We start from the raw sequence: 21,192 nt of genomic DNA on the forward strand, positions 1-21,192 counted from the left end.
CATGAGCGACTACCGCATCGAGCACGACAGCATGGGCGAGGTCCGGGTCCCGGCCGACGCCCTGTGGCGGGCCCAGACCCAGCGGGCGGTGGAGAACTTCCCGATCAGCGGGACTCCCATCGAGCCGGCCCTCATCCACGCGCTCGCGCGGGTGAAGCACGCCGCCGCGCTGGCCAACAAGGAGCTCGGGGTGCTGCCGGCGGAGGTCGCGGACCCGATCGCCGCGGCGGCCGAGCTGGTGGCCCGGGGGCTCGAGGACGACCAGTTCCCCATCGACGTGTTCCAGACCGGCTCCGGCACCAGCTCGAACATGAACGCCAACGAGGTGATCGCGAGCCTCGCGAAACAGGACGGCCACGACGTCCACCCCAACGACCACGTGAACGCGAGCCAGTCGAGCAACGACACCTTCCCGACGTCGGTCCACGTGGCGGCGACGCTCGCCGTGGTGGAGGAGCTCCTCCCGGCGCTGGCGACGCTGGAGCGCAGTCTCGCGGCCAAGGCGGCGGAGTTCGCCGACGTCGTGAAGTCCGGCCGCACGCACCTGATGGACGCCACCCCGGTGATGCTGGGCCAGGAGCTCGGCGGCTACGCCGCCACGATGCGGTACGCCGGGGAGCGGCTCGAGTCGGTCCTCCCCCGCGTCCGCGAGCTGCCGCTGGGCGGCACCGCGGTCGGCACCGGCATCAACACGCCACCCGGCTTCGCGCAGCGCGTGATCGCCGTGCTCGCCGAGAGGACCGGGCAGCCGTTCACCGAGGCCCGCGACCACTTCGAGGCCCAGGGCACCCGCGACTCGCTGGTCGAGCTCAGCGGGGTGCTCCGCACGATCGCGGTCGGCCTGACCAAGATCTGCAACGACCTGCGCTGGATGTCGAGCGGCCCGACCACGGGCCTGGCCGAGATCCACCTGCCCGACCTCCAGCCCGGGTCGAGCATCATGCCCGGCAAGGTCAACCCGGTCCTGCCCGAGGCGACGCTGATGGTCTGCGCCCAGGTGATCGGCAACGACACGACGGTCACCGTGGCGGGCGCGAGCGGCAACTTCGAGCTCAACGTGATGATGCCGGTGATGGCGCGCAACGTGCTGGAGTCGATCCGGCTGCTCACGACCTCCACCACCCTGCTGGCGACACGCTGCGTCGACGGGATCACCGCCGACGTCGAGCGGATGCGGCAGTATGCCGAGTCCTCGCCGTCGGTGGTCACCCCGTTGAACAGGCACATCGGCTACGAGAACGCCGCCAAGGTCGCCAAGCAGGCGATGGCCGACGGCACCACCATCCGCGAGACCGTCATCGCGATGGGCTTCGTCGAGCGCGGCGAGCTCACCGAGGACGAGCTCGACCAGGCACTCGACGTGAAGGACATGACCCACCCGTGACCCACATGAACACCCAGGAATCCGTCCGTGCGCAGTACGCCCGCGAGGGCAACCTGACGACGCGGCGCTCCGTGTGGCAGCCCACCGCGGACGGCCGTGACCCGGCCACCGAGGCGGCCCGCACGATCGCCGAGGCCCGGCCCCGCCGCGTGCTCGAGGTCGGCTGCGGCACCGGCGCCTTCGCCGAGCGGCTGGTCGCGGAGAACCCGGACGCCGAGATCGTCGCGACCGACCAGTCCGAGCGGTTCGTGGAGCTCACGGCGGCCCGCGGCGTCGAGGCCCGGGTGGCCGACCTGCAGGACCTGCCCTTCCCCGACGACAGCTTCGACGTCGTCGCGGCGATGTGGATGCTCTACCACGTGCCCGACCTCGACCGCGGCCTCGCCGAGGTCCGCCGCGTGCTGCGGCCGGGCGGCCTGTTCGTCGCGGTCACCAACGGCGACGAGCACACCGCAGGCCTGCGCCGCGAGGCCGGCGGCGAGGCGATGGTGACGCAGTTCAGCAGCGAGAACGGCGAGCAGTCGCTCCGCCGCCACTTCGACCAGGTCACCCGCGAGGAGTTCGCGACCCGCGCCGTCTTCCCCGACCACGCGGCCGCGGAGGCCTACCTCGCCTCGATGCAGGACGGGTTCGACTGGCGGCTGCCGCACTTCGAGGGGAGCAAGGAGTACGCCGGGCACGTCACGCTGTTTGCGGTCAGTTGATCGCGCCGTGCCCGGCGGCCTCTCCCCCTCAGCGGCGCGTGAGCCGCGCGCGGTGGGTCAGGGGCCGGGACACGTTGTCGACGTTGTCCCGTCCGGTGACGCGGTGCAGCAGGACGCCCCGCGTCAGGTGCTTCAGCGTCACGTGCCAGGCGCCCGCGGTCGTGGTGGTCCGCATGCCGCCGGCCGTGCGCCAGGCCGCCGCCCGGGTGGCGCAGCGGGTCCAGGTGCCCGTGACGGGCCGGTAGGCGTACCAGCGGAGGCCGCGCTTCTCGACCGCCCGGACCCGCACCCACTTCACGCCGGTGCCGGCGTCGGTGGCGCGGCCCCGCAGCGTGCGCCAGCTCGTCACCGAGCTGCGGCTGTACTTCGGCAGGCCGAGGGTGACCTTCGGCGCGGTCGTGTCCCGGGTGACCGTGACGGCCGAGGCCGCTGCGACGACGGCGCTGTTGCCGGCCTCGTCGACCAGGGTGACGCTCGGCGTGTAGGTGCCGGCGGCGGCGTACACGTGCTGGAGGGCGGAGCTGCCGGTCCACACCGTGTCGGTGGTGCCGTCACCCCACGAGACCGTGCGGGCGACGTTCGCCGCGTCGCTGAAGTCGTCGTGCAGCGCCGTCTGGGTCAGGCTCACCTTCGACCAGGATGCCCAGGCCGCGGACGGTCCGGCCGCGAAGGCCCCCGTCGGCGCCGTGGTGTCCCCGACCACGACGGCGGCGAGGTGCACGACCGCGACGTTGCCGTGCTCGTCGGTCAGGGTGACGGTCGGGCGCCACAGGCCCGTGCCGGAGTAGGTGTGGTTCGTCGTCAGGCCCGACGCCCAGGCCTGCGGCCCGGAGCCGTCGGCCCAGTTGACCACCCGGGAGATCTTCGCGGCCGGCGACACGTCGTCGGCGAGCGCGGTCTGGGTGACGGTGGCGACCGCCCCGGACCTGCTGACGTCGAAGGCGCCCGTGGGTGCCGTCAGGTCGGGCAGCACCTTGGTCATCGACGCCGAGGAGCCCTTGCGCTTGAGGTTGTACGCCGTGACGGTCAGCCGGACCGTCGCGTTGGACGGCGCCGTCACGGTGGCCACCCAGGCGGGCGAGGAGACGGTGTCGCGGTCGAGCACGACGCCCGACGTGTTGGTCACCGAGACCCGGTAGGACGTGGCGTTCTTCGCCGCGTTCCAGGCCGTGGTGAGCCGGTAGGCCGAGGTCGGCTTGGTCACCGACATCGTGAGTCCCGAGACCTTGCCGGGCCGGCTAGGCGGCTTGGCGGCGACAGGCTGGTCCAGCAGGCCCGAGCCCACCACCAGCAGCACAGCGGCCGCCAGCACGGCGACCGGGCGCGTCCAGGCGCGCATGCGAGAGTCGGACATGGTTCCCCCCTTGGACCAGACGGGGGTCGAGACCGACCCGCGTCACCAATGACGATGATCCGGAGGCGGGTCGGGCGGTAGCCCAACGGGGGCCAAGCGGCCCGTTCGGCGCATGAGGTCGGGGTGGTCGTCTCGGCGACCAGCACCCGGAGGGACTACGCGGAGTGGCCCGTTCGGGCTACGGGGAGGACGGAGTGCCCCCACTGGTCAGGACCAGTGGTCAGTACCAGCCGTGGCCGGACTTGAAGCTCAGCGCGCCACAGGGCGAGCCGTAGCGGTCCTGGATGTAGCCCAGGCCCCAGCGGATCTGCGTCTCGGGGTTGGTCGCCCAGTCGGCACCGGCCGAGGCCATCTTGGAGCCCGGCAGCGCCTGCGGGATGCCGTAGGCCGAGGAGGTCGGGTTGTCGGCGTCCACGCGCCAGCCGCTCTCGCCGGTGTAGAGCGAGTCGAGGCAGGGGAACTGGTCCTGGCCGAAGCCGAACTCCGAGAGCAGCGCCTTGGCGATCTCGCGCGGGTCGCCGGAGACATCCTCGGTGCGGGTGATCGCGTTGCTGTCGGAGCCGTCGGCCTGCGCGAGGGCGGCCTCCTTGGCCGGGTCGGCGGCGTCGCGACGGTCCTCGGACCGGGAGGTGACCGCCGAGCGGTCGGCGACGTGCTTGTCGCCGAGCGGGGAGGTGACGCTCGAGCCGAACGACGCCGCGGCGGTCGACACGCTCGCCGGGGCGCTGAGCATCCCGCCCGAGACGGTGACGCCCGTCGCCGCAACGGCCACCGAGGAGAGCATCACGGTGTTGCGGACGACCATCTTCTGGGCGTTCTTCGCGACGTTGCTCGAGGGCGTGTTGCGGTGCTTGGGGACGTACTTGGCGTGCTTCGACACAGAGGAACTCACGGGGGGTAGACAACTCGGGCTTGATCACTGCAACCGGGCTGGACACCCATGAGGTCACGAAACGATCACGGGCCACCTTGCATGAGCCCAGGGGGCCATGCAAACCGAACCGCACAGAAAGTGGCGGGTATTACGTCACACCAGTATCACTGGTCACATCTGTCACAGAACGCACACCGGCCCCGCTGACGTACTCCCGGGATGTCCGGTGGACCTCCGGGGAGTGTCGCGGGGCCGGCGCTGGGGTGAACGCGGGCGATCAGGGTGTGGCTACATGTTGACGCTCTCCAGCATCTCGGTGACCAGGGCCGCGATCGGGGAACGCTCGGAGCGGGTCAGGGTGACGTGGGCGAAGAGCGGGTGGCCCTTGAGCTTCTCGATCACCGCGACCACGCCGTCGTGGCGGCCCACCCGCAGGTTGTCCCGCTGGGCGACGTCATGGGTGAGCACGACCTTGGAGTTGGCGCCGATCCGCGAGAGCACCGTGAGCAGCACGTTGCGCTCCAGCGACTGCGCCTCGTCGACGATCACGAACGCGTCGTGCAGCGACCGGCCCCGGATGTGGGTCAGCGGCAGCACCTCGAGCATCCCGCGGTCCAGGATCTCGTCGATGACCTCCTTGGACGTCATCGCGCCGAGCGTGTCGAAGACCGCCTGGCCCCAGGGCGACATCTTCTCGGACTCCGAGCCGGGCAGGTAGCCGAGCTCCTGGCCACCGACCGCGAAGAGCGGGCGGAAGACGACGACCTTCTTGTGCTGGCGGCGCTCCATCACGGCCTCGAGCCCGGCGCAGAGGGCCATCGCGGACTTGCCGGTGCCGGCCCGGCCGCCGAGCGAGACGATGCCGACCTCCGGGTCGAGCAGCATCTCCAGCGCGATCCGCTGCTCGGCCGACCGGCCGTGGATGCCGAACGCCTCCCGGTCGCCGCGCACGAGGTGGACCTGCTTGTCCGCCCCGACCCGGGCCAGGGCGGTGCCGCGGTCCGAGAGCAGCACGAGCCCCTGGTGGCAGGGCATCGAGCGTGCCTCCTCCAGGTCGATCACGCCGTCGTCGTACAGCTCGTCGAGCTCGGCGGCGCCGACCTCCACCTCCGCCATCCCGGAGTAGCCGGTGTCGGAGTCGCTGACCGCCTCGGCGCGGTACTCCTCGGCGTCGAGGCCGACCGCCGAAGCCTTGATCCGCAGGGGGAGGTCCTTGGAGACCAGGGTGACGTCGAAGCCCTCGTTGGCGAGGTTGCGGGCCACAGCGAGGATCCGCGTGTCGTTGTCGCCCAGCCGGAAGCCGGACGGCAGCGACTCGGGGTCGGTGTGGTTGAGCTCGACGCGGAGCGTGCCACCCTCCTCCCCCACCGGCACGGGCTCGTCGAGACGTCCGTGGAGGATCCGCAGCTCGTCGAGGCTGCGCAGGGCGGTGCGGGCGAAGAACCCCAGCTCCGGGTGGTGCCGCTTGCCCTCGAGCTCGGTGATGACCACCACGGGGAGGACCACCTCGTGCTCGGCGAACCGACGCAGTGCGCCGGGATCGGCCAGCAGCACGCTCGTGTCGAGGACGTAGGTGCGGACGGAGGTGGGAGCGGAACGCTTCTGGTTCTTCTTGGCCGGAGTCGGCACGATGGTCACCCCTCAGCAGGCCGCGCGCGCACTCTCGCCCGGCCCTAGTTCACGCAGGTGGACCGGGACGGGACCCGAAAGCCGGAGCGCCGGCCTCCGAACGCACGGCAGGGATCGTCCTGCCGAGCTGTGCAGTCGTGAATGCTCACGAGCGGGCCTCCCGATACGGACAGCTTCCCCACTGGCCGTTACCGAAAAAGTACGCCGCGAACGGCCGTTGCGTGCACGACACGCCAGAACGCGGGGTGAACGTCGTGTGGCGGGCCACTCACGCGCCGTAGCGGCGCTCGCGCTGGGCGTAGGCCCGGATGGCGCGGAGGAAGTCGACGCGCCGGAAGTCGGGCCAGTAGGCCTCGCAGAAGTAGAACTCGCTGTGCGTGGACTGCCACAGCAGGAAGCCCCCGAGCCGCTGCTCGCCGGAGGTCCTGATCACGAGGTCGGGGTCGGGCTGGCCCTTGGTGTAGAGGTGCTGGGCGATGTGGTCGACGTCGATGACCTCGGCCAGCTCCTCCAGCGTCATGCCCTTGTCGGCCTGCTCCTGCAGCAGCGAGCGCACGGCGTCGGCGATCTCGCGGCGGCCGCCGTACCCGACGGCGATGTTGACCAGGATACCGTCGACGTCGCGGGTCGCCTCCTCAGCGGCCTTGAGCCGCTCGGCGGTCCGGGCCGGCAGCAGGTCGAGGGCGCCCACGGGGTGCAGCCGCCAGCGCTTCTCGTCGGCCAGCGAGTCGACGGCCTCCTCGATGATCTGGAGGAGCGGGAGCAGCTCGGCGGGCGGCCGGTTGAGGTTGTCGGTCGAGAGCAGCCACAGCGTGACGTGCTCGATGCCGACCTCCTCGCACCAGCCGAGGAGCGGCTCGATGTTGGCGGCGCCGGCGCGGTGGCCGTGCGCGGTGTCGGCGCCGACGGCCCGGGCCCAGCGGCGGTTGCCGTCGAGCATCACCCCCACGTGCTTGGGCAGCTGGTCGGTCGGCATCCGTCGCAGCATCCGTGCCTCGTACGCCGGGTAGAGCACCCGCCTGAGCCCGCGCTTCCAGTCCGCCACGATCCCGATGCTACCGGCGGCCGTTGGTCGCGCATCGTCGACGTGAGGGGTGACGTGGGCCGCTTTCGATTCCGCGCGTTCTCGCGGCCCCGGTACGGTCGACACATGAATGACCTCGTCCGTCACCGCCTCGACGACCTCGCCGACAGCGTCGAACGGCACGTCGCCGAGGTGAAGCCCAAGCTCCGCGGCTGGATCCACGCCGCGACCGCGCCGCTGACTCTGGCGGCCGGCATCGTGCTCGTCGCCCTCTCCCCCGACTCCCAGACCCGGTGGGGCTCGACGATCTTCAGCGTCAGCGCACTGGTGCTGTTCACCGTGTCGGCGGTCTACCACCGCGGCACGTGGTCACCGCGCGTCTGGGCGTTCCTCCGGCGCTTCGACCACGCCAACATCTTCCTGCTGATCGCGGGCTCCTACACGCCCTTCAGCCTGATGCTGCTCGAGGGCGGCCAGCGGGTCCTGCTGCTGTCGACCGTGTGGACCTGCGCGGTGCTGGGCGTGCTGTTCCGGGTGTTCTGGACCGACGCCCCGCGCTGGCTCTACGTGCCGATCTACATCTCGATGGGCTGGGCCGCGGTGTTCTTCCTGCCCGGCTTCGCCCACGGCGCCTCCGAGCGGCTCGGCGCGCCGATGGCCACCGCCGTGCTCGTCCTGGTCGCCGCCGGCGGCGCGCTCTACACGCTGGGTGGCGTCGTCTACGGCTTCAAGCGGCCCAACCCGTGGCCGCGCTGGTTCGGCTTCCACGAGGTCTTCCACAGCTTCACCATCGTCGCCTTCGTGACGCACTACGTCGGCGTCTCGCTGGCGACGTACTCCCTGCGCTGAGGCTCACCGGGTACGTCGCCGCCGGTTGACGCCGCCGGTCGTGGCACGCGGCGCCTTGGGGATCGTGGTCCCCCGGCCGTGCAGCATCGTGACGAGCTGGGCCAGCTGCTGCTCGGCCTTGTCGGTGCGGGTGAACGTCGTCAGGGCCAGCACCGGCTTGAACCGCTGCCGGGCGATCGCCTTGGGGTAGGTGAACTCCTTGAGGCCGTCCTCCCCGTGGATGCGCCCGAAGCCGGAGTCGCCGATGCCGCCGAAGGGCAGGCTCGGGATCGCCGCGAACGTGATCACGCCGTTGATCGCGGTCATCCCGGAGCGGATCCGGGAGGCAAGCTCCATGCCGCGGGCCTTGGAGAAGACCGTCGAGCCGAGGCCGTAGCGGGTGGCGTTGGTGCGCTCGATCGCCTCCTCCATGTCGCGGACCTTTGCGACCGTGAGGGTCGGGCCGAACGTCTCCTCCTGCACGGCCAGGGAGTCCTCGGGCACGTCAACGAGGATCGTGGGCTGGACGAACCGCTCCCCGACCGCCTCGACGCCACCGAGCACGGCGCGCCCGCCCCGGTCGAGGGCGTCCTGGATGTGACTGCGGATCACGTCGAGCTGCTTGGGCATCGTGATCGGGCCCAGCTGCGACCCGGGCTGGGCGTCCGCGCGCAGGCCCCTGGCCTGGTCGAGCAGCCGGGCCAGGAAGTCGTCGTACACCTGCTCGTGGACGTAGACCCGCTCCACGCCGGTGCAGGTCTGGCCCGCGTTGGAGCAGGCACCCCACAGGGCCGCGTCGGCGGCGGCGTCGAGATCGGCGTCGGCGTCCACGATGAGCGCGTCCTTGCCGCCCGCCTCGATGACGACGGGGGTCAGGGTCTCGGCGCAGGCAGCCATCACCCGCTTGCCGGTGGCCGTCGAGCCCGTGAAGGCGACCTTGTCGACTCCGGCGCGGCACAGCGCGGCGCCGGTGTCCCCGAAGCCGGTGACGACCTGGAGCACGGGGTGGCCGACGGACTCGAGGAACGTCTGGGCCAGCCACTCGCCGACGCCCGGGGTGTACTCGCTGGGCTTGAAGACCACGGCGTTGCCGGCGGCCAGGGCGTAGGCGATGGAGCCCATCGGGGTGAAGAGCGGGTAGTTCCACGGCCCGATCACGCCGATCACGCCGAGCGGCTTGTACTCGACGGTGGCGGCCTGGTTGGCCATCACGAGACCGGCGGAGACCTTGCGGCGCTTGAGGACCTTCCCGGCGTGCGTGGCCGCCCAGCCCAGGTGGTCGATGCCCAGCGCCGCCTCGAGGGTCGCGTCGCCGTGGGGCTTGCCGGTCTCGCGGTGCATGAGGTCGGCGAGCTGGGCGAGTCGGCGGGTGACCACGCCCTTCCACGCGGTCAGGTGCTTCTCGCGGTCGTCGAAGGAGAGCGCGGACCACCAGGCAGCCGCCTCGCGGGCCCGGGCGACGGCCTCGCGCACCTCGGCCTCGGTGTGCACCGGGTGGGTGGCGACGACGTCCCCGGTGGTGGGGTCGAGCGACTCGAAGGTGGTGGCGCCCTCGGGGCGCGCCTGGACTGTCGTCATCGGTTGCTCCGGATCTCGTCGGCCGCCTTCTCGGCGACCATGATGGTGGGTGCGTTGGTGTTGCCGCGGGGCACGGCGGGCATGACCGAGGCGTCGACGACGCGCAGGCCCTCCACGCCGCGGACTTGGAGCCGGTGGTCGACGACTGCGTCCTCGCCCGACCCCATCGCGCAGGTGGAGACCGGGTGGTAGAGCGTCTGCGTCCAGGTGCGGATGTGGTCGAGGAGGTCCTCGTCGGTCGGGTCGTCGGGGAGGTTCCAGGGGCGCTCGAGGTGGGCGGCCATGGCGCCCTGCGTGGTGATCTCCCACGTACGACGGGCGCCGGCCAGCAGCGCGTCGAGGTCGGTCTGGTCCTCGAGGTAGGCGGCGTCGATCGCGGGGTGCCACGCGGGGTCGGTCGAACGCAGCCGGATCGAGCCTCGGCTGGCCACCGAGACCAGGGTCGCAGCGGCGGTGAACATCCGGCTGGTCGGCTCGTGGAAGCCGTTGTCGTAGAAGCCCGACGGGGCGGTGTGCACCTGGATGTCCGGTGCGGGCAACCCGTCGCGGCTGGTGAAGAACCCACCCGCCTCGCCGACGTTGGACGCGAGCGGGCCGGTGCCCCGGGCCTTCCACCGCACGAAGTTGCGGACGTTGTTGAGCTGGGCCAGGTCGGTGATGCCGCGGGTGTACCAGAGCAGCGGCACGACCGGGTGGTCCTGGAGGTTGGACCCGACGCCGGCCAGGTCCACCTTGGTGTCGATCCCGACCTCGGCCAGGTGGCTGCCCGGGCCGATCCCGGAGAGCATCAGCAGCTGCGGGCTGTTGATCGCGCCGCCGCAGAGCATTACCTCGCGGGTGGCGTGCACGGTGTGCTCGCCGCCGGCCTGGCGGAACCGCACCCCCGTGGCCCGGTCGCCGTCGAGCTCGATGCGGGTCGCGAGCGCGTCGGTGGTGACGGTCAGGTTGGCCCGCTCGCGGGCGGGGCGGAGGTAGCCCTCGTTGGTGGACCAGCGGCGGCCACCCTTGCACGTCACCTGGTAGAGCCCGGCACCCTCCTGCGAGGAGCCGTTGAAGTCGTCGGTCGGCTTGAGGCCCGCGCTGGCGGCGCTGTCGACCCACAGGTGGCTGAGCTCGTGGGTGTAGCGGCGGTCCTCGACGTGCAGCGGACCGCCCTGGCCGTGGAACGGGCCGCCGAGGCGGGCGTTGTCCTCGGCCTTGGTGAAGAACGGCAGGCAGTCGTCGTAGCCCCAGCCGGCGGCGCCGTACTGGTCGCGCCAGGAGTCGTAGTCGGCGCGGTTGCCCCGGATGTAGATCATCGCGTTCATCGACGAGCAGCCACCGAGCGCCTTCATCCGCGGCCAGTAGGCCCGGCGGTTGTTGAGCTGCTTCTGCTCGGTCGTGGAGTAGTTCCAGTCCCAGCGGGTCTTGAACATGGTCGGGAAGGCCGCCGGGATCATCACCTCGTCGGCGTCGGCCTCCCCGCCGGCCTCGAGCAGCAGCACGCTGACCTGCGGGTCCTCGCTGAGCCGGGCCGCGAGCACGGCGCCGGCGCTGCCCGCGCCGACGATGACGTAGTCGAAGGTGTCCTGGGTCACGCCGCGAACCTACTCCCCGGTACGTCACCCCGACAGGGTGTTCCGGGGGCTCACTCGCCCGAGACCCTCCGGGCGTGCTCGAGGTGGAGGATCGGCAGGCCGTGGTGGCGGAGCCGGTGGGCGAGGTCCTGGTGGAGCCGCGTCGCGAGCCGGTGGTCGGTCACCGACACGATGATCTCGTCGACCGGCTCGCTGTAGAGGATCTCCTCGACGGCGTCCATGGGGTCGTGCCGCACGGACACGGTGCCGATGACGGCGCCGCCGGCGGCCCGCTCGATCATCGGCAGTGCATAGCGGAGCACGCCCTCGGCAGCAGCGGCCTTGGCATGCCGCTCGGGGTGGAGCAGGTGGATCTCCGAGGGTGCCGGGTTGGGCACGACGAGGCGGAACTGCGTGGGTCCCTGCGCGGCGCGCTCCTCGATGGCGTGGAGCAGCGTCCCGTCGGGCTCGGGGTGGTCGGTGACGACCAGGACGCGGGCGGGGATCGGCTCGGCCATGAGCACCTCCTGGGGTGGCGGATGGCACCGAGTGTGATCCGGGCCACCTGCCGACCACCTGAACGTCGCTGCCGCGGCAGTAGCGTGACCGTCATGGACGCAGAGGCCTGGGACGAGCGGTACGCCGCGGCGGAGCTGGTGTGGTCGGTGACGCCCAACCAGTTCGTGGCGGCCGAGCTGGCCGACCTGCCGCCGGGCCGCGCGGTCGACCTGGCCGCGGGCGAGGGCCGCAACGCGATCTGGCTGGCCCGGCGCGGCTGGTCGGTGACGGCGGTGGACTTCGCGCAGGTCGGCCTCGACAAGGGCCGCCGGCTCGCCGGGGACGCCGACGTCGCGTGGGTCTGCGCCGACGCGACGACGTGGCGGGGCGAGGACTACGACCTGGCGGTCGTCGCCTACCTGCAGCTGCCGGCCGCCGAGCGCGGCGAGGCGGTGCGGCGGGCTTTCGAGGCGCTGCGCCCCGGCGGCACGTTCCTGCTCGTCGCCCACGACTCCACCAACCTGGCCGAGGGCACCGGCGGCCCGCAGGACCCGGCCGTGCTGATGACCGCCAGCGACGTGCTCGGCGACCTGGGCGACGCGGCGTACGACGTGCTCCACGCGGACCGCGTGGCCCGGCAGGTGCCCGACGGCCACGGGGAGGCGGACCGCACCGCCTGGGACTGCCTGGTCCGGCTGGTCCGCCGGGCCTGAGCCCTACTGGCCGGCCGTCTCCATCGGGGTGACCGTGGTCGTGCCGTGCACGAACGCGTGGTCGGTGCCGGCCGGGATCGGGGCGCCGTAGTCGACGACGGGGCTGGAGAAGGTGATGCCGTTGCCGCCCATGATCCAGTCGATCTTGATCTGGCCGGTGCCGGCGTAGCAGCCGCCGTCGTAGTGGGCGCCGTTGTAGCCGACGAAGCCGGTGGCCGCCGCGACCTTGCACATGAACTCGGTGTGCTCGTTGGTGTCGCCCACGACGAAGACCGGCTTGCCGGTGGCGCGGAGGGTGTTGAGCAGCGAGATCTCGGCGCCCGTGGCGGAGTCGCGCTCGGCCTCGAGACCCTGCGGGCTGTTGTGGATGTCCACGACGTAGAACTCGCCGCCGGTCGCGCGGTTGCGCAGCAGGACGTAGGGGATGGGGCGCATCTGGTGGTCGAAGACCGTGGTGATGGAGCCGGTGTCGACCAGCTCGAACATCGCGTAGCTGTAGGCGATCTGCAGGCGCACGCCGTTGTTGCCGAGCGCGGTGCCGGGCCAGATGCCGTAGCCGGGGAGCTGGTTGCGGAAGACCGCGAGCTGGTCGTCCTGCATCTCCTGCATCCCGACCAGGTCGACGCCCCGGTTGACGATCGCACCGGCCAGCATGCCCGCCCGCGAGGTGCCGGGGCCGTAGCCACCGGGGCCGGCGGTGTGTTGGCTGCCGAGGACGTTGAGGGTGCCGACCTGGAAGGTGAACGGCGTCCCGGGAGTCGGCGGGGGCGGCGGAGGCGGCAGCTTGGCCAGCGGCGCGGCGGCCTTCTGCACCTTGTACGGCGGCAGCGTGGCCAGGCTCGTGCCGGTGCGGGCCAGGACGAGGTGCCGGTCGGCGCCGCGCGACGTGCCCGACGGGCGGGCCTTCACCGGCACCGGCCCGACGATGGTCGAGGCCATCGGCGAGGCCTCGAGCCGCATCTGTCCCGGCACCATCAGCGTGCCCACGACGACGGCCACCACGGTCAGGAGGGTGGCCGTCACCAGGAGCTCGAGACGGTGCTCGATACGGGGGGCTGAGCGGCGACGCACCGGAGAAGGTTAGCCGCCCGGGCCGTCCTTTGCGGCATCTCCGTGAGGACCGTCACCCGCCCCGAGCAGCGGGTGTGGCCGGCCTCGGGTCGTGAGGTCCGTCAGCGGGGCGAGCGGACGTGCACGCGCGTGTGCAGGAACTCGTGGTCGCTGGCCTGGCGCACCTGCCCGCCGTCGTCCTCGCGGTAGTGGGAGAAGTCGATGCGGCGACCACCCATCAGCCAGTCGATGCGCAGCCGGCGCTGCGGCGGCGAGCAACGGTCGGGCCCGGCGTGGCCGCCGTTGGCGGAGCGGACATCGGTGTGGCCGGCGACCTTGCAGAACCACTCGGTCTTCTCGTTCATGTCGCCGACGACGAAGACCGGCTTGTGGTCCTGGCGCAGCCGGTTGATCAGCCGGATCTCGGCGCGGGTGGCGGAGTCGCGCTCGGCCTCCTCGCCCTGCGGGCTGTTGTGGATGTCGACGACGTACATCTTCCGGCCGGTGGACCGGTTCTTGAGCTTCACCCACGGGACGGGGCGCGACTGGTGGTCGAACCGGGTGGTGATGGTGCCGGTCCGCAGGAGCTTGAACTGGTGCTCGCGCCAGGCGATCTGGAGGCGGATGCCCTGGTTGCCCAGGCGGGTGCCCGGCCAGATGCGGTAGTGGTCGAGGCGGTTGTGCAGGACGCGGTACTGGTCGGTCTGCACCTCCTGCATCCCGATCACGTCGACGTTCTTGTGCTTGATCATCCGCGCGGTGATGCGGGCGCGGTGGGTGCCCGGGCCGTAGCCGCCGGGTCCCGCGGTGTGCTGGCTGCCGAGGATGTTGAAGGTCGCCAGCTTGAAGTTGAAGGCCGTCGGCCGCCGGGCCGCCTGCTGCGGCTCGGCGCCCTGCGAGGGCGTCGTACCGCCCGGGATCGGGAGCAGCGGGTCGGCGGCGTCCGCAGTCGCGGGGAGGAGGACGCCGGCGGCCAGGACGGTCGCCGTGGCGGCGGCAGCGAGCATGCGGGAAGGGCGGTAGTACGGGGGCATTCAACTCACGTTAGCCAAGCCCGGGGGGCCCGTCGCAACTTCAGGACGGGCATCGTGACCAGACCCACAGGGCCTTGTCACGCGGGTCGATCAGTGCCGGTGGCGGTGCCTGGAGACGGCCCTGGAGTGGTGGTGCGGGCGGCGCAGCACCCGCATCGTGACCCGGGCCCGGACCAGGTCGTGGTCGCTGGAGAAGCGCACCCCGAACCCCTTGTCGTGGCGGTAGCGGCTGAACCGGATCGGGCCGCTGCCCATGATCCAGTCGATCCGCGGGTGGGCCGGCGCGTGGCACCGCCCGTGGCGGATGCCGCCGCCGTTGGCGGCCCACAGGTCGGTCTTGCGGACCATCCGGCAGAAGAAGCCGCGCTTCTCGTTCATGTCCCCCACGACGAACACCGGGCGGTGGTGGCTGCGCAGGTGCCGGACGAGGCGGACCTGCTTGCCGGTGGCGGCGAACCGGGAGCGCTGCTGGCGCGGGCCGGGCGAGTTGTGGACGTCGACGACGTAGACCATCCGGCCCGTGCGCAGGTTGCGCAGCTTCACCCACGGGGTGGGTCGGTGCTGGTGGTCGAAGGGGGTGCGCACCCAGCCGGACTGCACCCGCCGGAACTTCCAGGTCCGCCAGCCGATCTGGAGCGGGATGCCGGGGTAGCCCAGGCGGGTGCCGGGCCAGAAGCGGTAGCCGTGCATGTGGCGACGCAGCACCCGGAGCTGGTCGAGCTGGACCTCCTGCAGGCCGATCACGTCGATCCTGCGGCGCTTGATCGCGCGGCCGGTCACCTTGGCGCGGACGTAGCCCGGCCCCCAGCCGCCGCGGCGGACGGTGTGCTGGCTGCCGAGGATGTTGAACGTCGCGATCTTGAAGTGGGTCGTGACGTGCCGGTGCGTGCGGTGGTGGTGCACGCGGTGGTGCCTCGTCGAGGCGCCGGACGAGGCCGCGAGCGCCTGGCCCGGGGAGGCCGGGACGAGGGTGATCAGGGAAGCGAGAAGGGTGGTCACGAGGGCCCCGAGAAGGACCGCCAGCCCGTGTCTGGTCAGCTGCACCGCAGGAGGTTAAGCAACGCGGTCGACGGAATCCGGCATTCGGGTCGCGTCGTGACGAATCCGAGATGAACTCCCGGGTCCGATGGTCAGGAGCGCTTCTCGTCGGCCCGGTCGTAGACGCCGGCGTCCTGCGCGGCCTGGGCCTTGCGGAGCTGCTTGACCAGGCTGAACCCGAGGAACGCGACCGCCGCGGCGAGCATCAGGAAGATCGCGAACGCGGTCCACCCGGCCTTGACGTCCTCGGGCTTCGGGGACTCGTCGACGAGGCTGATGATCTGGCTGGCGACCAGGTTGGCGATCAGGAACAGGTGCGGCATGCCGCCATTGTCCCACTCCCCCGCCGAGCGGGGTACGCCGGTCAGGCGCCGTCGCCCCGGGCGGGCAGCGTGACCGTCGCGTGGACCAGGTCGTGGTCGCTGGCGGCGCGCACGGACGCGCCGTCCTCCCAGCCGTAGTCGCTGAACGTCAGCGGGCCGCCGCCGAAGATCCAGTCGATGTGGAGCCAGCCGGTCGGCGGCTGGCAGTCGTCGGCGGAGGTCGCCGTACCGCCGTTGGCCGCGACCAGGTCGGTCCTGCCGACGACGGAGCAGAAGACCTCCTCGTGCTCGTTCATGTCGCCGATGAGGAAGACCGCCTTGTGGGTGGCGCGGAGCTCGTCGACGAGCCGGATCTCGTGGCGGGTCGCCTTGTCGCGGTCGTGCTCCTGGCCGCGCGGGGAGTTGTGCACGTCGACGACGTAGAGCTGGCGCTGGCTCTTGCGGTTGAGCAGCCGGACCCACGGGATCGGGCGCATCTGGTGGTCGAACGTCGTGGTGATCGTGCCGGTCTCGAGCAGCTCGAACTTCGAGGTCCGCCAGGCGATCTGGAGCCGCAGGCCCGAGGGGCCGAGCCGGTCGCCGGGCCAGATGTCGAAGCCGTCGAGGTCATGGCGGAGCACCTCGAGCTGGTCGGCCTGCACCTCCTGCATCCCGACGAGGTCGAGGCCCTTGCGCTCGATGAGCCGGGCGGTGATCGCGGCGCGGAGCGCGCCGGGGCCGTAGCCGCCGGGACCGAGCGTGTGCTGGCTGCCGAGGATGTTGAACGTGGCGATCTGGAAGGCGGCGTCCTGCGGCACCTTGGCCGCAGGGGTGCGCGCCTGCACGGGCGAGGTCAGGCCGGTCAACGCGAGGGCCGCGAGCAGCGTGAGGACGACGCCGGATCGGCGCCCGAGGAAGCGTCTGGTCACCCGGAGAAACCTAGGTGCGGGTGGGCCGGCGGTCGGTGGTTACCGGCCAGGAACGGCCGTCCGACGGCCCGGATGACCCGTTCGGGTCATCCGGCGGTGGTCGGGTCGATCCCGGCGAACAGGTCGTCCTCGGGGCCGATCTCGCCGACGTGGCTGGTGACCAGCTCGAAGTCCTCGGTCGGCCACACCTTCTCCTGCAGCTCGCGCGGGATGGCGAACCAGAAGCCGTCGGGGTCGATCTGCGTCGCGTGGGCCAGCAAGGCCTGGTCGCGCACGCCGAAGAAGTCGGCGCACGGCACCTTGGTCGTCACCCGGGCGTCCCACTCGGGCTCGGGCTTCCACTCCTTGAGCCGCTCGGCCCACGGCGACTCGAGGCCGTGCTCGAGCATCGCGTCGTGGATCGCCTGCATCCGGCCTCGGTTGAAGGAGTGGTGGTAGTAGAGCTTGAGCGGCTGCCACGGCTCGCCGTGCTCCGGGTAGCGCTCGGGGTCACCGGCCGCCGCGAACGCCTCCACGGCGACCTTGTGGCACATGATGTGGTCGGGGTGGGGGTAGCCGCCGCGTTCGTCGTACGTCGTGACGACGTGGGGGCGGAACTCGCGGATCAGCCGGACGAGCGGCGCGGCCGCCTCCTCGAGCGGCACGAGCGCGAAGCAGCCCTCGGGCAGCGGCGGCTTGGGGTCGCCCTCGGGCCAGCCGGAGTCGACGAAGCCGAGCCAGTCCTGGCGGACGCCGAGGATGTCGCGGGCCCGCTCCATCTCCTGGCGGCGGATCTCGGTGATGTTCGCGAGCACGTCGGGGCGGTCCATCTTGGGGTTCAGGATCGAGCCCCGCTCACCACCCGTGCAGGTGGCGACGTGGACGTCGACGCCCTCGGCGACGTACTTCGCGGTCGACGCGGCGCCCTTGCTGGACTCGTCGTCCGGGTGGGCGTGCACGTGCATGAGGCGGAGTCCGGCGCGGGAGGGGTGCTGCGGCATGGGGCGATCCTAGATGGGACCCTTGGGGGGTGAGCTCCACCCTCGCCGACCGGTACGGCGCCCCCGCGCCCTGGCGCCGTCGCGCCGTCATCGCGGCCAGCGTCGTCGTGGCGGTGGCGTTCCTCGGCTGGCTGGGCTGGACGGCGTGGGAGCACGCCAACCCGCCGGTGGAGTCCTCCTTGGTCTCCTTCCACGTCGAGGGGGAGCACGCCGTGACCGCCGAGGTCGAGGTGCGGCTGCGCGACGACTCGGTGGAGGCGCAGTGCCTGCTCCGGGCCTACGCCGAGGACCACACGGTCGTCGGCGAGCTGTCCTTCACCCCCGACCCGGGGGCCGACCAGCCGCTGCAGGAGACCATCCGCACCGAGCGGGTGGCGACCTCGGTGCAGATGGTCGGATGCACCGCACCGGGCGCTCCGCGGCCCAACTGAGCCGCGACGAACCTGCGACCGGCGTCACCAGTTGTTAAACTGACCCTTCTGACCGTCCCGCTGGGCCGTCCAGGATGGGCCCGCGACCTACCGGCGCACGCCCGATCGGCCGCCGACGAGGGACGCACCACCCAGACCACCACGGGCGAGAACGCATCGCCGTACACGCACGAAGAACCGCAGGAGACACCCATGACGCAGTCCACCGAGCAGGGCACGATCTGGCTGACCCAGGAGGCCTACGACAAGCTCCAGGCGGAGCTCGCCAACCTCAAGGGCCCGGTCCGCCAGGAGGTCATCGCCCGCATCAGCGCTGCCCGCGACGAGGGTGACCTCAAGGAGAACGGCGGCTACCACGCCGCGCGCGACGAGCAGGGCAAGGTCGAGGGCCGGATCCGTCAGCTCGAGGACATGCTGCTGCGCGCCAAGGTCGGCGAGACGCCCGAGGACGACGGCACCGTCTCCCCCGGCATGAAGGTCACCTACAAGTTCGTCGGCGATGACGACGACGAGGCCGAGACGTTCCTCCTCGGCGCCCGCGAGATCGAGGACTCGGTCGAGGGCCTCAAGGTCTACTCCCCGCAGTCCCCGCTCGGCTCGGCGATCATCGGCGCGAAGGTCGGCGACACCGTGTCCTACGACGCCCCCAACGGCAAGACCCTCGAGGTCGTCGTCGTGGCGGCGGTCCCCTTCACCGGCTGAGGTCTATTCGTAGACGCGGTAGCCGCGCTCGCGCAGCCGGCCCATCACCTGGGCGGCGTGCTGCTCGCCCCGGGTCTCGAGCTGCAGCGAGACCTCCACCTCGTCGAGGTGCAGCGAGGGCGAGATGCGCTCGTGGACGACCTCGAGCACGTTGGCACCGACGGCGCTGACCTCGCCGAGCAGCTGGGCGAGGCCGCCGGGGGTGTCGGGGATGCAGACCTGGAGGTTGAGGTAGCGGCCGGCCGCGGCCATGCCGTGGCGGATCACCTTGCCGAGCAGCAGCGGGTCGATGTTGCCGCCGGACAGCAGCGCGACGGTCGGCGTCGTGAACTCGGTCGGGCGGTCCAGCATCGCTGCGACCGCGGCCGCTCCGGCGGGCTCGACGACCATCTTGGCCCGCTCGAGCAGCGCCAGCAGGGCACGCGCGAGCGAGTCCTCCGAGACCGTGATGATCTCGTCGACGTGGTCGCGGACCGCGGCGAAGGTGATGGCGCCGGGCAGCCCGACGGCGATGCCGTCGGCCATCGTCTTCATGTGCTCCAGGGCGGTCGGGGCGCCCTTGGCCAGCGAGCCGGGGTAGGCGGCTGCGCCCTCGGCCTGCACGCCGATCACCTTCACGTCGGGCCGCTTGGCCTTGACCGCGATCGCGACGCCCGCCAGCAGGCCACCGCCGCCCGTCGGGACCAGGATGGTCTTGACGTCGGGTGACTGCTCGAGGATCTCGAGCCCGACGGTGCCCTGCCCGGCCACGATGTCGACGTGGTCGAAGGGGTGGATCAGCACCGCACCGGTCTCGGCCGCGAACGTCCGGGCCGCGTCGAGGCAGTGCTCGAGGTAGGTGCCGTGGAAGACCACGTCGGCGCCGTACGCGCGGGTCGCACGCTCCTTGGGGATCGGCGCGCCCTCCGGCATGAAGACCGTCGACTTGATGCCGAGCAGCTGCGCGGCGAGCGCGACGCCCTGGGCGTGGTTGCCGGCCGAGGCCGCGACGACGCCGTGGGCGCGCTCCTCGGGCGTGAGCCGCGAGATCCGGACGTAGGCGCCGCGGGCCTTGAACGAGCCGGTGCGCTGGAGGTTCTCGCACTTGAGGCTGACCGGTCCCCCGGCCAGCGCGGAGAGCCAGCGCGACTCCTCCATCGGCGTCGTGATGGCGACACCGCGCAGCACCTCGCGGGCGGCTTCGATGTCGGCCAGGGTGACGGTGCCGGGGTCAGTCATTCCTCACGCTTTCGTTGGTCGGCGGACTCTCGCCGAGCTCCTGGTAGTCCTCGGCCAGCTGTTCCTCCGCGTCGTCCCCGACACGGGTGTTGCTGGCCAGATGTTGCACGACCGAGTTGACGGCCGCCGCGAGGGGTACGGCGACCAGCGCGCCGGCGACGCCCGCGACGAGCACGCCGCACCCGATCGCCACGATGACACCGAGGGGGTGCACGGAGACCCAGCGCCCCATCAGGAACGGCTGGAGGACGTGGCCCTCGATCTGCTGGATCAGGATGACGCCGCCCATCATCAGCAGCGCGGTCAACGGCCCCTGGTCGACCAGGGCGACGAGGATCGCGACGGTGCCGGCGATCGTCGCTCCGACCATCGGGATGAACGCGCCGAGGAAGACCAGCACGCCGATCGCGAGCACGAACGGAACACCCAGGATCGCGGCCACGATCATGATCCCGATGGCGTCGGTGAGCGCCACGATGACGGTGGCCCGGACGAACTGGGTGAGCGAGATCCAGGCGACCCGGCCGGAGGAGTCGACGTGCTCGCGGGCGGCGCGCGGGGCCAGCCGCACGAACCACGCCCAGATCCGGTCGCCGTCGGCGAGGAAGAAGTAGGTGGAGAACAGGATCACGAAGAAGCCGGCCAGCACGTGGGTCAGGACCGTGCCGACCTCGGTGACGCTGCTGAGCTTGACGCCATCCTTGGTGCGGTCGCTGATGCCCTTCTGGATCTTGTCGATGTAGTCGTTGATCTGGGAGTCGCTGGCGTGCAGCGGCCCGGTCTTGAGCCAGCTCTTGATCTCGCCGAGGCCGGCGACGACCTGGTCGGCGAGGTCGTTGGCGCCGTTGGCGACCTGCTGCCCGGCGAAGGTGAGCAGGCTGGCGACGAACGCCAGGCCGGCCAGCACGACGAGGATCGCGGCGAGCCCCCGCGGGAAGCCGACCCGCTGGAGCAGGTCGACCACCGGGACGGCCAGCGCGGAGAGGAGCAGCGCGATGACCAGCGGCACGGTGATGACGGCGAAGTAGCCGATCACGCGCGCGATGACGTAGCCCGCGATGGCGATGATCAGGAACCGCCAGGCCCAGGCGGCGGCGAGGTCCAGGCCCCACGGCACCTGCGCCCGGCTGAAGTTGGAGGGGCCCGTGGCGATCGGCTCGGGCTCGGGACGGCGTACGTCGCGCAGCTGCGCCCACTGGTGCGCGATCCGCTGGGCGATGCCCTCCTCCTCGTCGCGGGAGCGCATCCCGATGATCGGGAGCCGGCGCCGGGGCTCGTGGGACCCGTCGGCGGTCGGTGTCTCAGGGCTCGGGTCCGTGGGGTCGGTGACGCCGTTGGCGCCCGGACCGTCAGCCTCGTTGCTCAC

General features: G+C 71.7%; 21 protein-coding genes. 6 read left to right on the forward strand and 15 right to left on the reverse strand.

From position 1 onward, the window contains the following. The first annotated feature begins 1 nt into the window (after position 1). Both FB382_RS14270 and FB382_RS14275 read left to right on the forward strand, forming a co-directional pair. The gene (locus FB382_RS14270; protein WP_182540153.1) at positions 2-1,384 is read left to right on the forward strand and encodes a class II fumarate hydratase; all 1,383 of its coding nucleotides are present in this window, start codon (positions 2-4) and stop codon (positions 1,382-1,384) included. 5 nt (positions 1,385-1,389) lie between these two features. Further along, positions 1,390-2,088 carry a class I SAM-dependent methyltransferase gene (locus FB382_RS14275; RefSeq protein WP_246378091.1) on the forward strand — a complete coding sequence of 233 codons (699 nt, stop codon included), beginning with the start codon at positions 1,390-1,392 and terminating at the stop codon, positions 2,086-2,088. Between the two features lie 28 nt (positions 2,089-2,116). Here the strand turns inward: FB382_RS14275 and FB382_RS14280 are convergent, their stop codons facing one another. The 4 genes from FB382_RS14280 to FB382_RS14295 form a co-directional block, all read right to left on the reverse strand. Next, complete coding sequence (locus FB382_RS14280; RefSeq protein WP_182540157.1) at positions 2,117-3,442, reverse strand: hypothetical protein; 1,326 nt, start codon at positions 3,440-3,442, stop codon at positions 2,117-2,119. A gap of 220 nt (positions 3,443-3,662) precedes the next feature. Further along, positions 3,663-4,334 carry an aggregation-promoting factor C-terminal-like domain-containing protein gene (locus FB382_RS14285; RefSeq protein WP_220481357.1) on the reverse strand — a complete coding sequence of 224 codons (672 nt, stop codon included), beginning with the start codon at positions 4,332-4,334 and terminating at the stop codon, positions 3,663-3,665. A gap of 270 nt (positions 4,335-4,604) precedes the next feature. Beyond that, positions 4,605-5,948 carry an RNA 5'-3' helicase PhoH2 gene (phoH2, locus tag FB382_RS14290; RefSeq protein WP_373994732.1) on the reverse strand — a complete coding sequence of 448 codons (1,344 nt, stop codon included), beginning with the start codon at positions 5,946-5,948 and terminating at the stop codon, positions 4,605-4,607. Positions 5,949-6,213: 265 nt separating this feature from the next. Next, on the reverse strand, positions 6,214-6,990 hold the full coding sequence (locus FB382_RS14295) for an isoprenyl transferase (RefSeq protein WP_182540159.1): 777 nt from the start codon (positions 6,988-6,990) through the stop codon (positions 6,214-6,216). Positions 6,991-7,095: 105 nt separating this feature from the next. Between FB382_RS14295 and trhA the strand changes: the two genes are divergently transcribed. Next, positions 7,096-7,818 (forward strand): PAQR family membrane homeostasis protein TrhA, encoded by a 723-nt coding sequence (gene trhA / locus FB382_RS14300; protein ID WP_182540161.1) that lies wholly within the window; start codon positions 7,096-7,098, stop codon positions 7,816-7,818. 3 nt (positions 7,819-7,821) lie between these two features. Here trhA and FB382_RS14305 read toward each other — a convergent pair whose 3' ends face one another. The 3 genes from FB382_RS14305 to FB382_RS14315 are packed head-to-tail and all read right to left on the reverse strand — an operon-like array spanning position 7,822 to position 11,449. Further along, positions 7,822-9,375 carry an aldehyde dehydrogenase family protein gene (locus tag FB382_RS14305; protein WP_182540163.1) on the reverse strand — a complete coding sequence of 518 codons (1,554 nt, stop codon included), beginning with the start codon at positions 9,373-9,375 and terminating at the stop codon, positions 7,822-7,824. Next, on the reverse strand, positions 9,372-10,952 hold the full coding sequence (locus FB382_RS22910; protein WP_182540165.1) for a GMC family oxidoreductase N-terminal domain-containing protein: 1,581 nt from the start codon (positions 10,950-10,952) through the stop codon (positions 9,372-9,374). Before FB382_RS22910 ends, FB382_RS14305 begins: the two co-directional genes overlap by 4 nt. A gap of 50 nt (positions 10,953-11,002) precedes the next feature. Continuing rightward, entirely contained in the window at positions 11,003-11,449 is a 447-nt protein-coding gene (locus tag FB382_RS14315) for a hypothetical protein (protein ID WP_182540168.1), read from the reverse strand. A 93-nt stretch (positions 11,450-11,542) separates the two neighbouring features. On the opposite strand from FB382_RS14315, the gene FB382_RS14320 reads away from it, so the two are divergent. Further along, the gene (locus tag FB382_RS14320; protein ID WP_182540170.1) at positions 11,543-12,142 is read left to right on the forward strand and encodes a class I SAM-dependent methyltransferase; all 600 of its coding nucleotides are present in this window, start codon (positions 11,543-11,545) and stop codon (positions 12,140-12,142) included. Between the two features lie 3 nt (positions 12,143-12,145). On the opposite strand, the gene FB382_RS22915 is transcribed toward FB382_RS14320, so the two are convergent. From FB382_RS22915 to mca, 6 genes are all read right to left on the reverse strand, one after another. Next, on the reverse strand, positions 12,146-13,213 hold the full coding sequence (locus tag FB382_RS22915) for an endonuclease/exonuclease/phosphatase family protein (protein ID WP_182540172.1): 1,068 nt from the start codon (positions 13,211-13,213) through the stop codon (positions 12,146-12,148). 101 nt (positions 13,214-13,314) lie between these two features. Then, on the reverse strand, positions 13,315-14,226 hold the full coding sequence (locus FB382_RS14330; protein WP_182540174.1) for an endonuclease/exonuclease/phosphatase family protein: 912 nt from the start codon (positions 14,224-14,226) through the stop codon (positions 13,315-13,317). 90 nt (positions 14,227-14,316) lie between these two features. Continuing rightward, entirely contained in the window at positions 14,317-15,270 is a 954-nt protein-coding gene (locus tag FB382_RS14335) for an endonuclease/exonuclease/phosphatase family protein (RefSeq protein WP_182540176.1), read from the reverse strand. Between the two features lie 86 nt (positions 15,271-15,356). Then, positions 15,357-15,587: a hypothetical protein gene (locus tag FB382_RS14340; protein WP_125038158.1), complete on the reverse strand. Its 231-nt coding sequence runs from the start codon at positions 15,585-15,587 to the stop codon at positions 15,357-15,359. A 41-nt stretch (positions 15,588-15,628) separates the two neighbouring features. Beyond that, entirely contained in the window at positions 15,629-16,495 is an 867-nt protein-coding gene (locus tag FB382_RS14345; RefSeq protein ID WP_182540178.1) for an endonuclease/exonuclease/phosphatase family protein, read from the reverse strand. A gap of 86 nt (positions 16,496-16,581) precedes the next feature. After that, positions 16,582-17,475 (reverse strand): mycothiol conjugate amidase Mca, encoded by an 894-nt coding sequence (mca, locus tag FB382_RS14350; protein WP_125038161.1) that lies wholly within the window; start codon positions 17,473-17,475, stop codon positions 16,582-16,584. A 29-nt stretch (positions 17,476-17,504) separates the two neighbouring features. On the opposite strand from mca, the gene FB382_RS14355 reads away from it, so the two are divergent. Together FB382_RS14355 and greA are read left to right on the forward strand one after the other, a co-directional pair. Then, the gene (locus FB382_RS14355; protein WP_182540180.1) at positions 17,505-17,906 is read left to right on the forward strand and encodes a DUF4307 domain-containing protein; all 402 of its coding nucleotides are present in this window, start codon (positions 17,505-17,507) and stop codon (positions 17,904-17,906) included. A 192-nt stretch (positions 17,907-18,098) separates the two neighbouring features. After that, positions 18,099-18,608: a transcription elongation factor GreA gene (gene greA / locus FB382_RS14360; RefSeq protein ID WP_182540182.1), complete on the forward strand. Its 510-nt coding sequence runs from the start codon at positions 18,099-18,101 to the stop codon at positions 18,606-18,608. 3 nt (positions 18,609-18,611) lie between these two features. Here greA and ilvA read toward each other — a convergent pair whose 3' ends face one another. Then, positions 18,612-19,826 (reverse strand): threonine ammonia-lyase, encoded by a 1,215-nt coding sequence (gene ilvA / locus FB382_RS14365; RefSeq protein ID WP_182540184.1) that lies wholly within the window; start codon positions 19,824-19,826, stop codon positions 18,612-18,614. After that, positions 19,819-21,192: an AI-2E family transporter gene (locus FB382_RS14370; protein ID WP_343055613.1), complete on the reverse strand. Its 1,374-nt coding sequence runs from the start codon at positions 21,190-21,192 to the stop codon at positions 19,819-19,821. The genes ilvA and FB382_RS14370 overlap by 8 nt, the downstream gene beginning before the upstream one ends.

The organism is Nocardioides ginsengisegetis, assembly GCF_014138045.1.
Taxonomy (GTDB): Bacteria; Actinomycetota; Actinomycetes; order Propionibacteriales; family Nocardioidaceae; genus Nocardioides; species Nocardioides ginsengisegetis.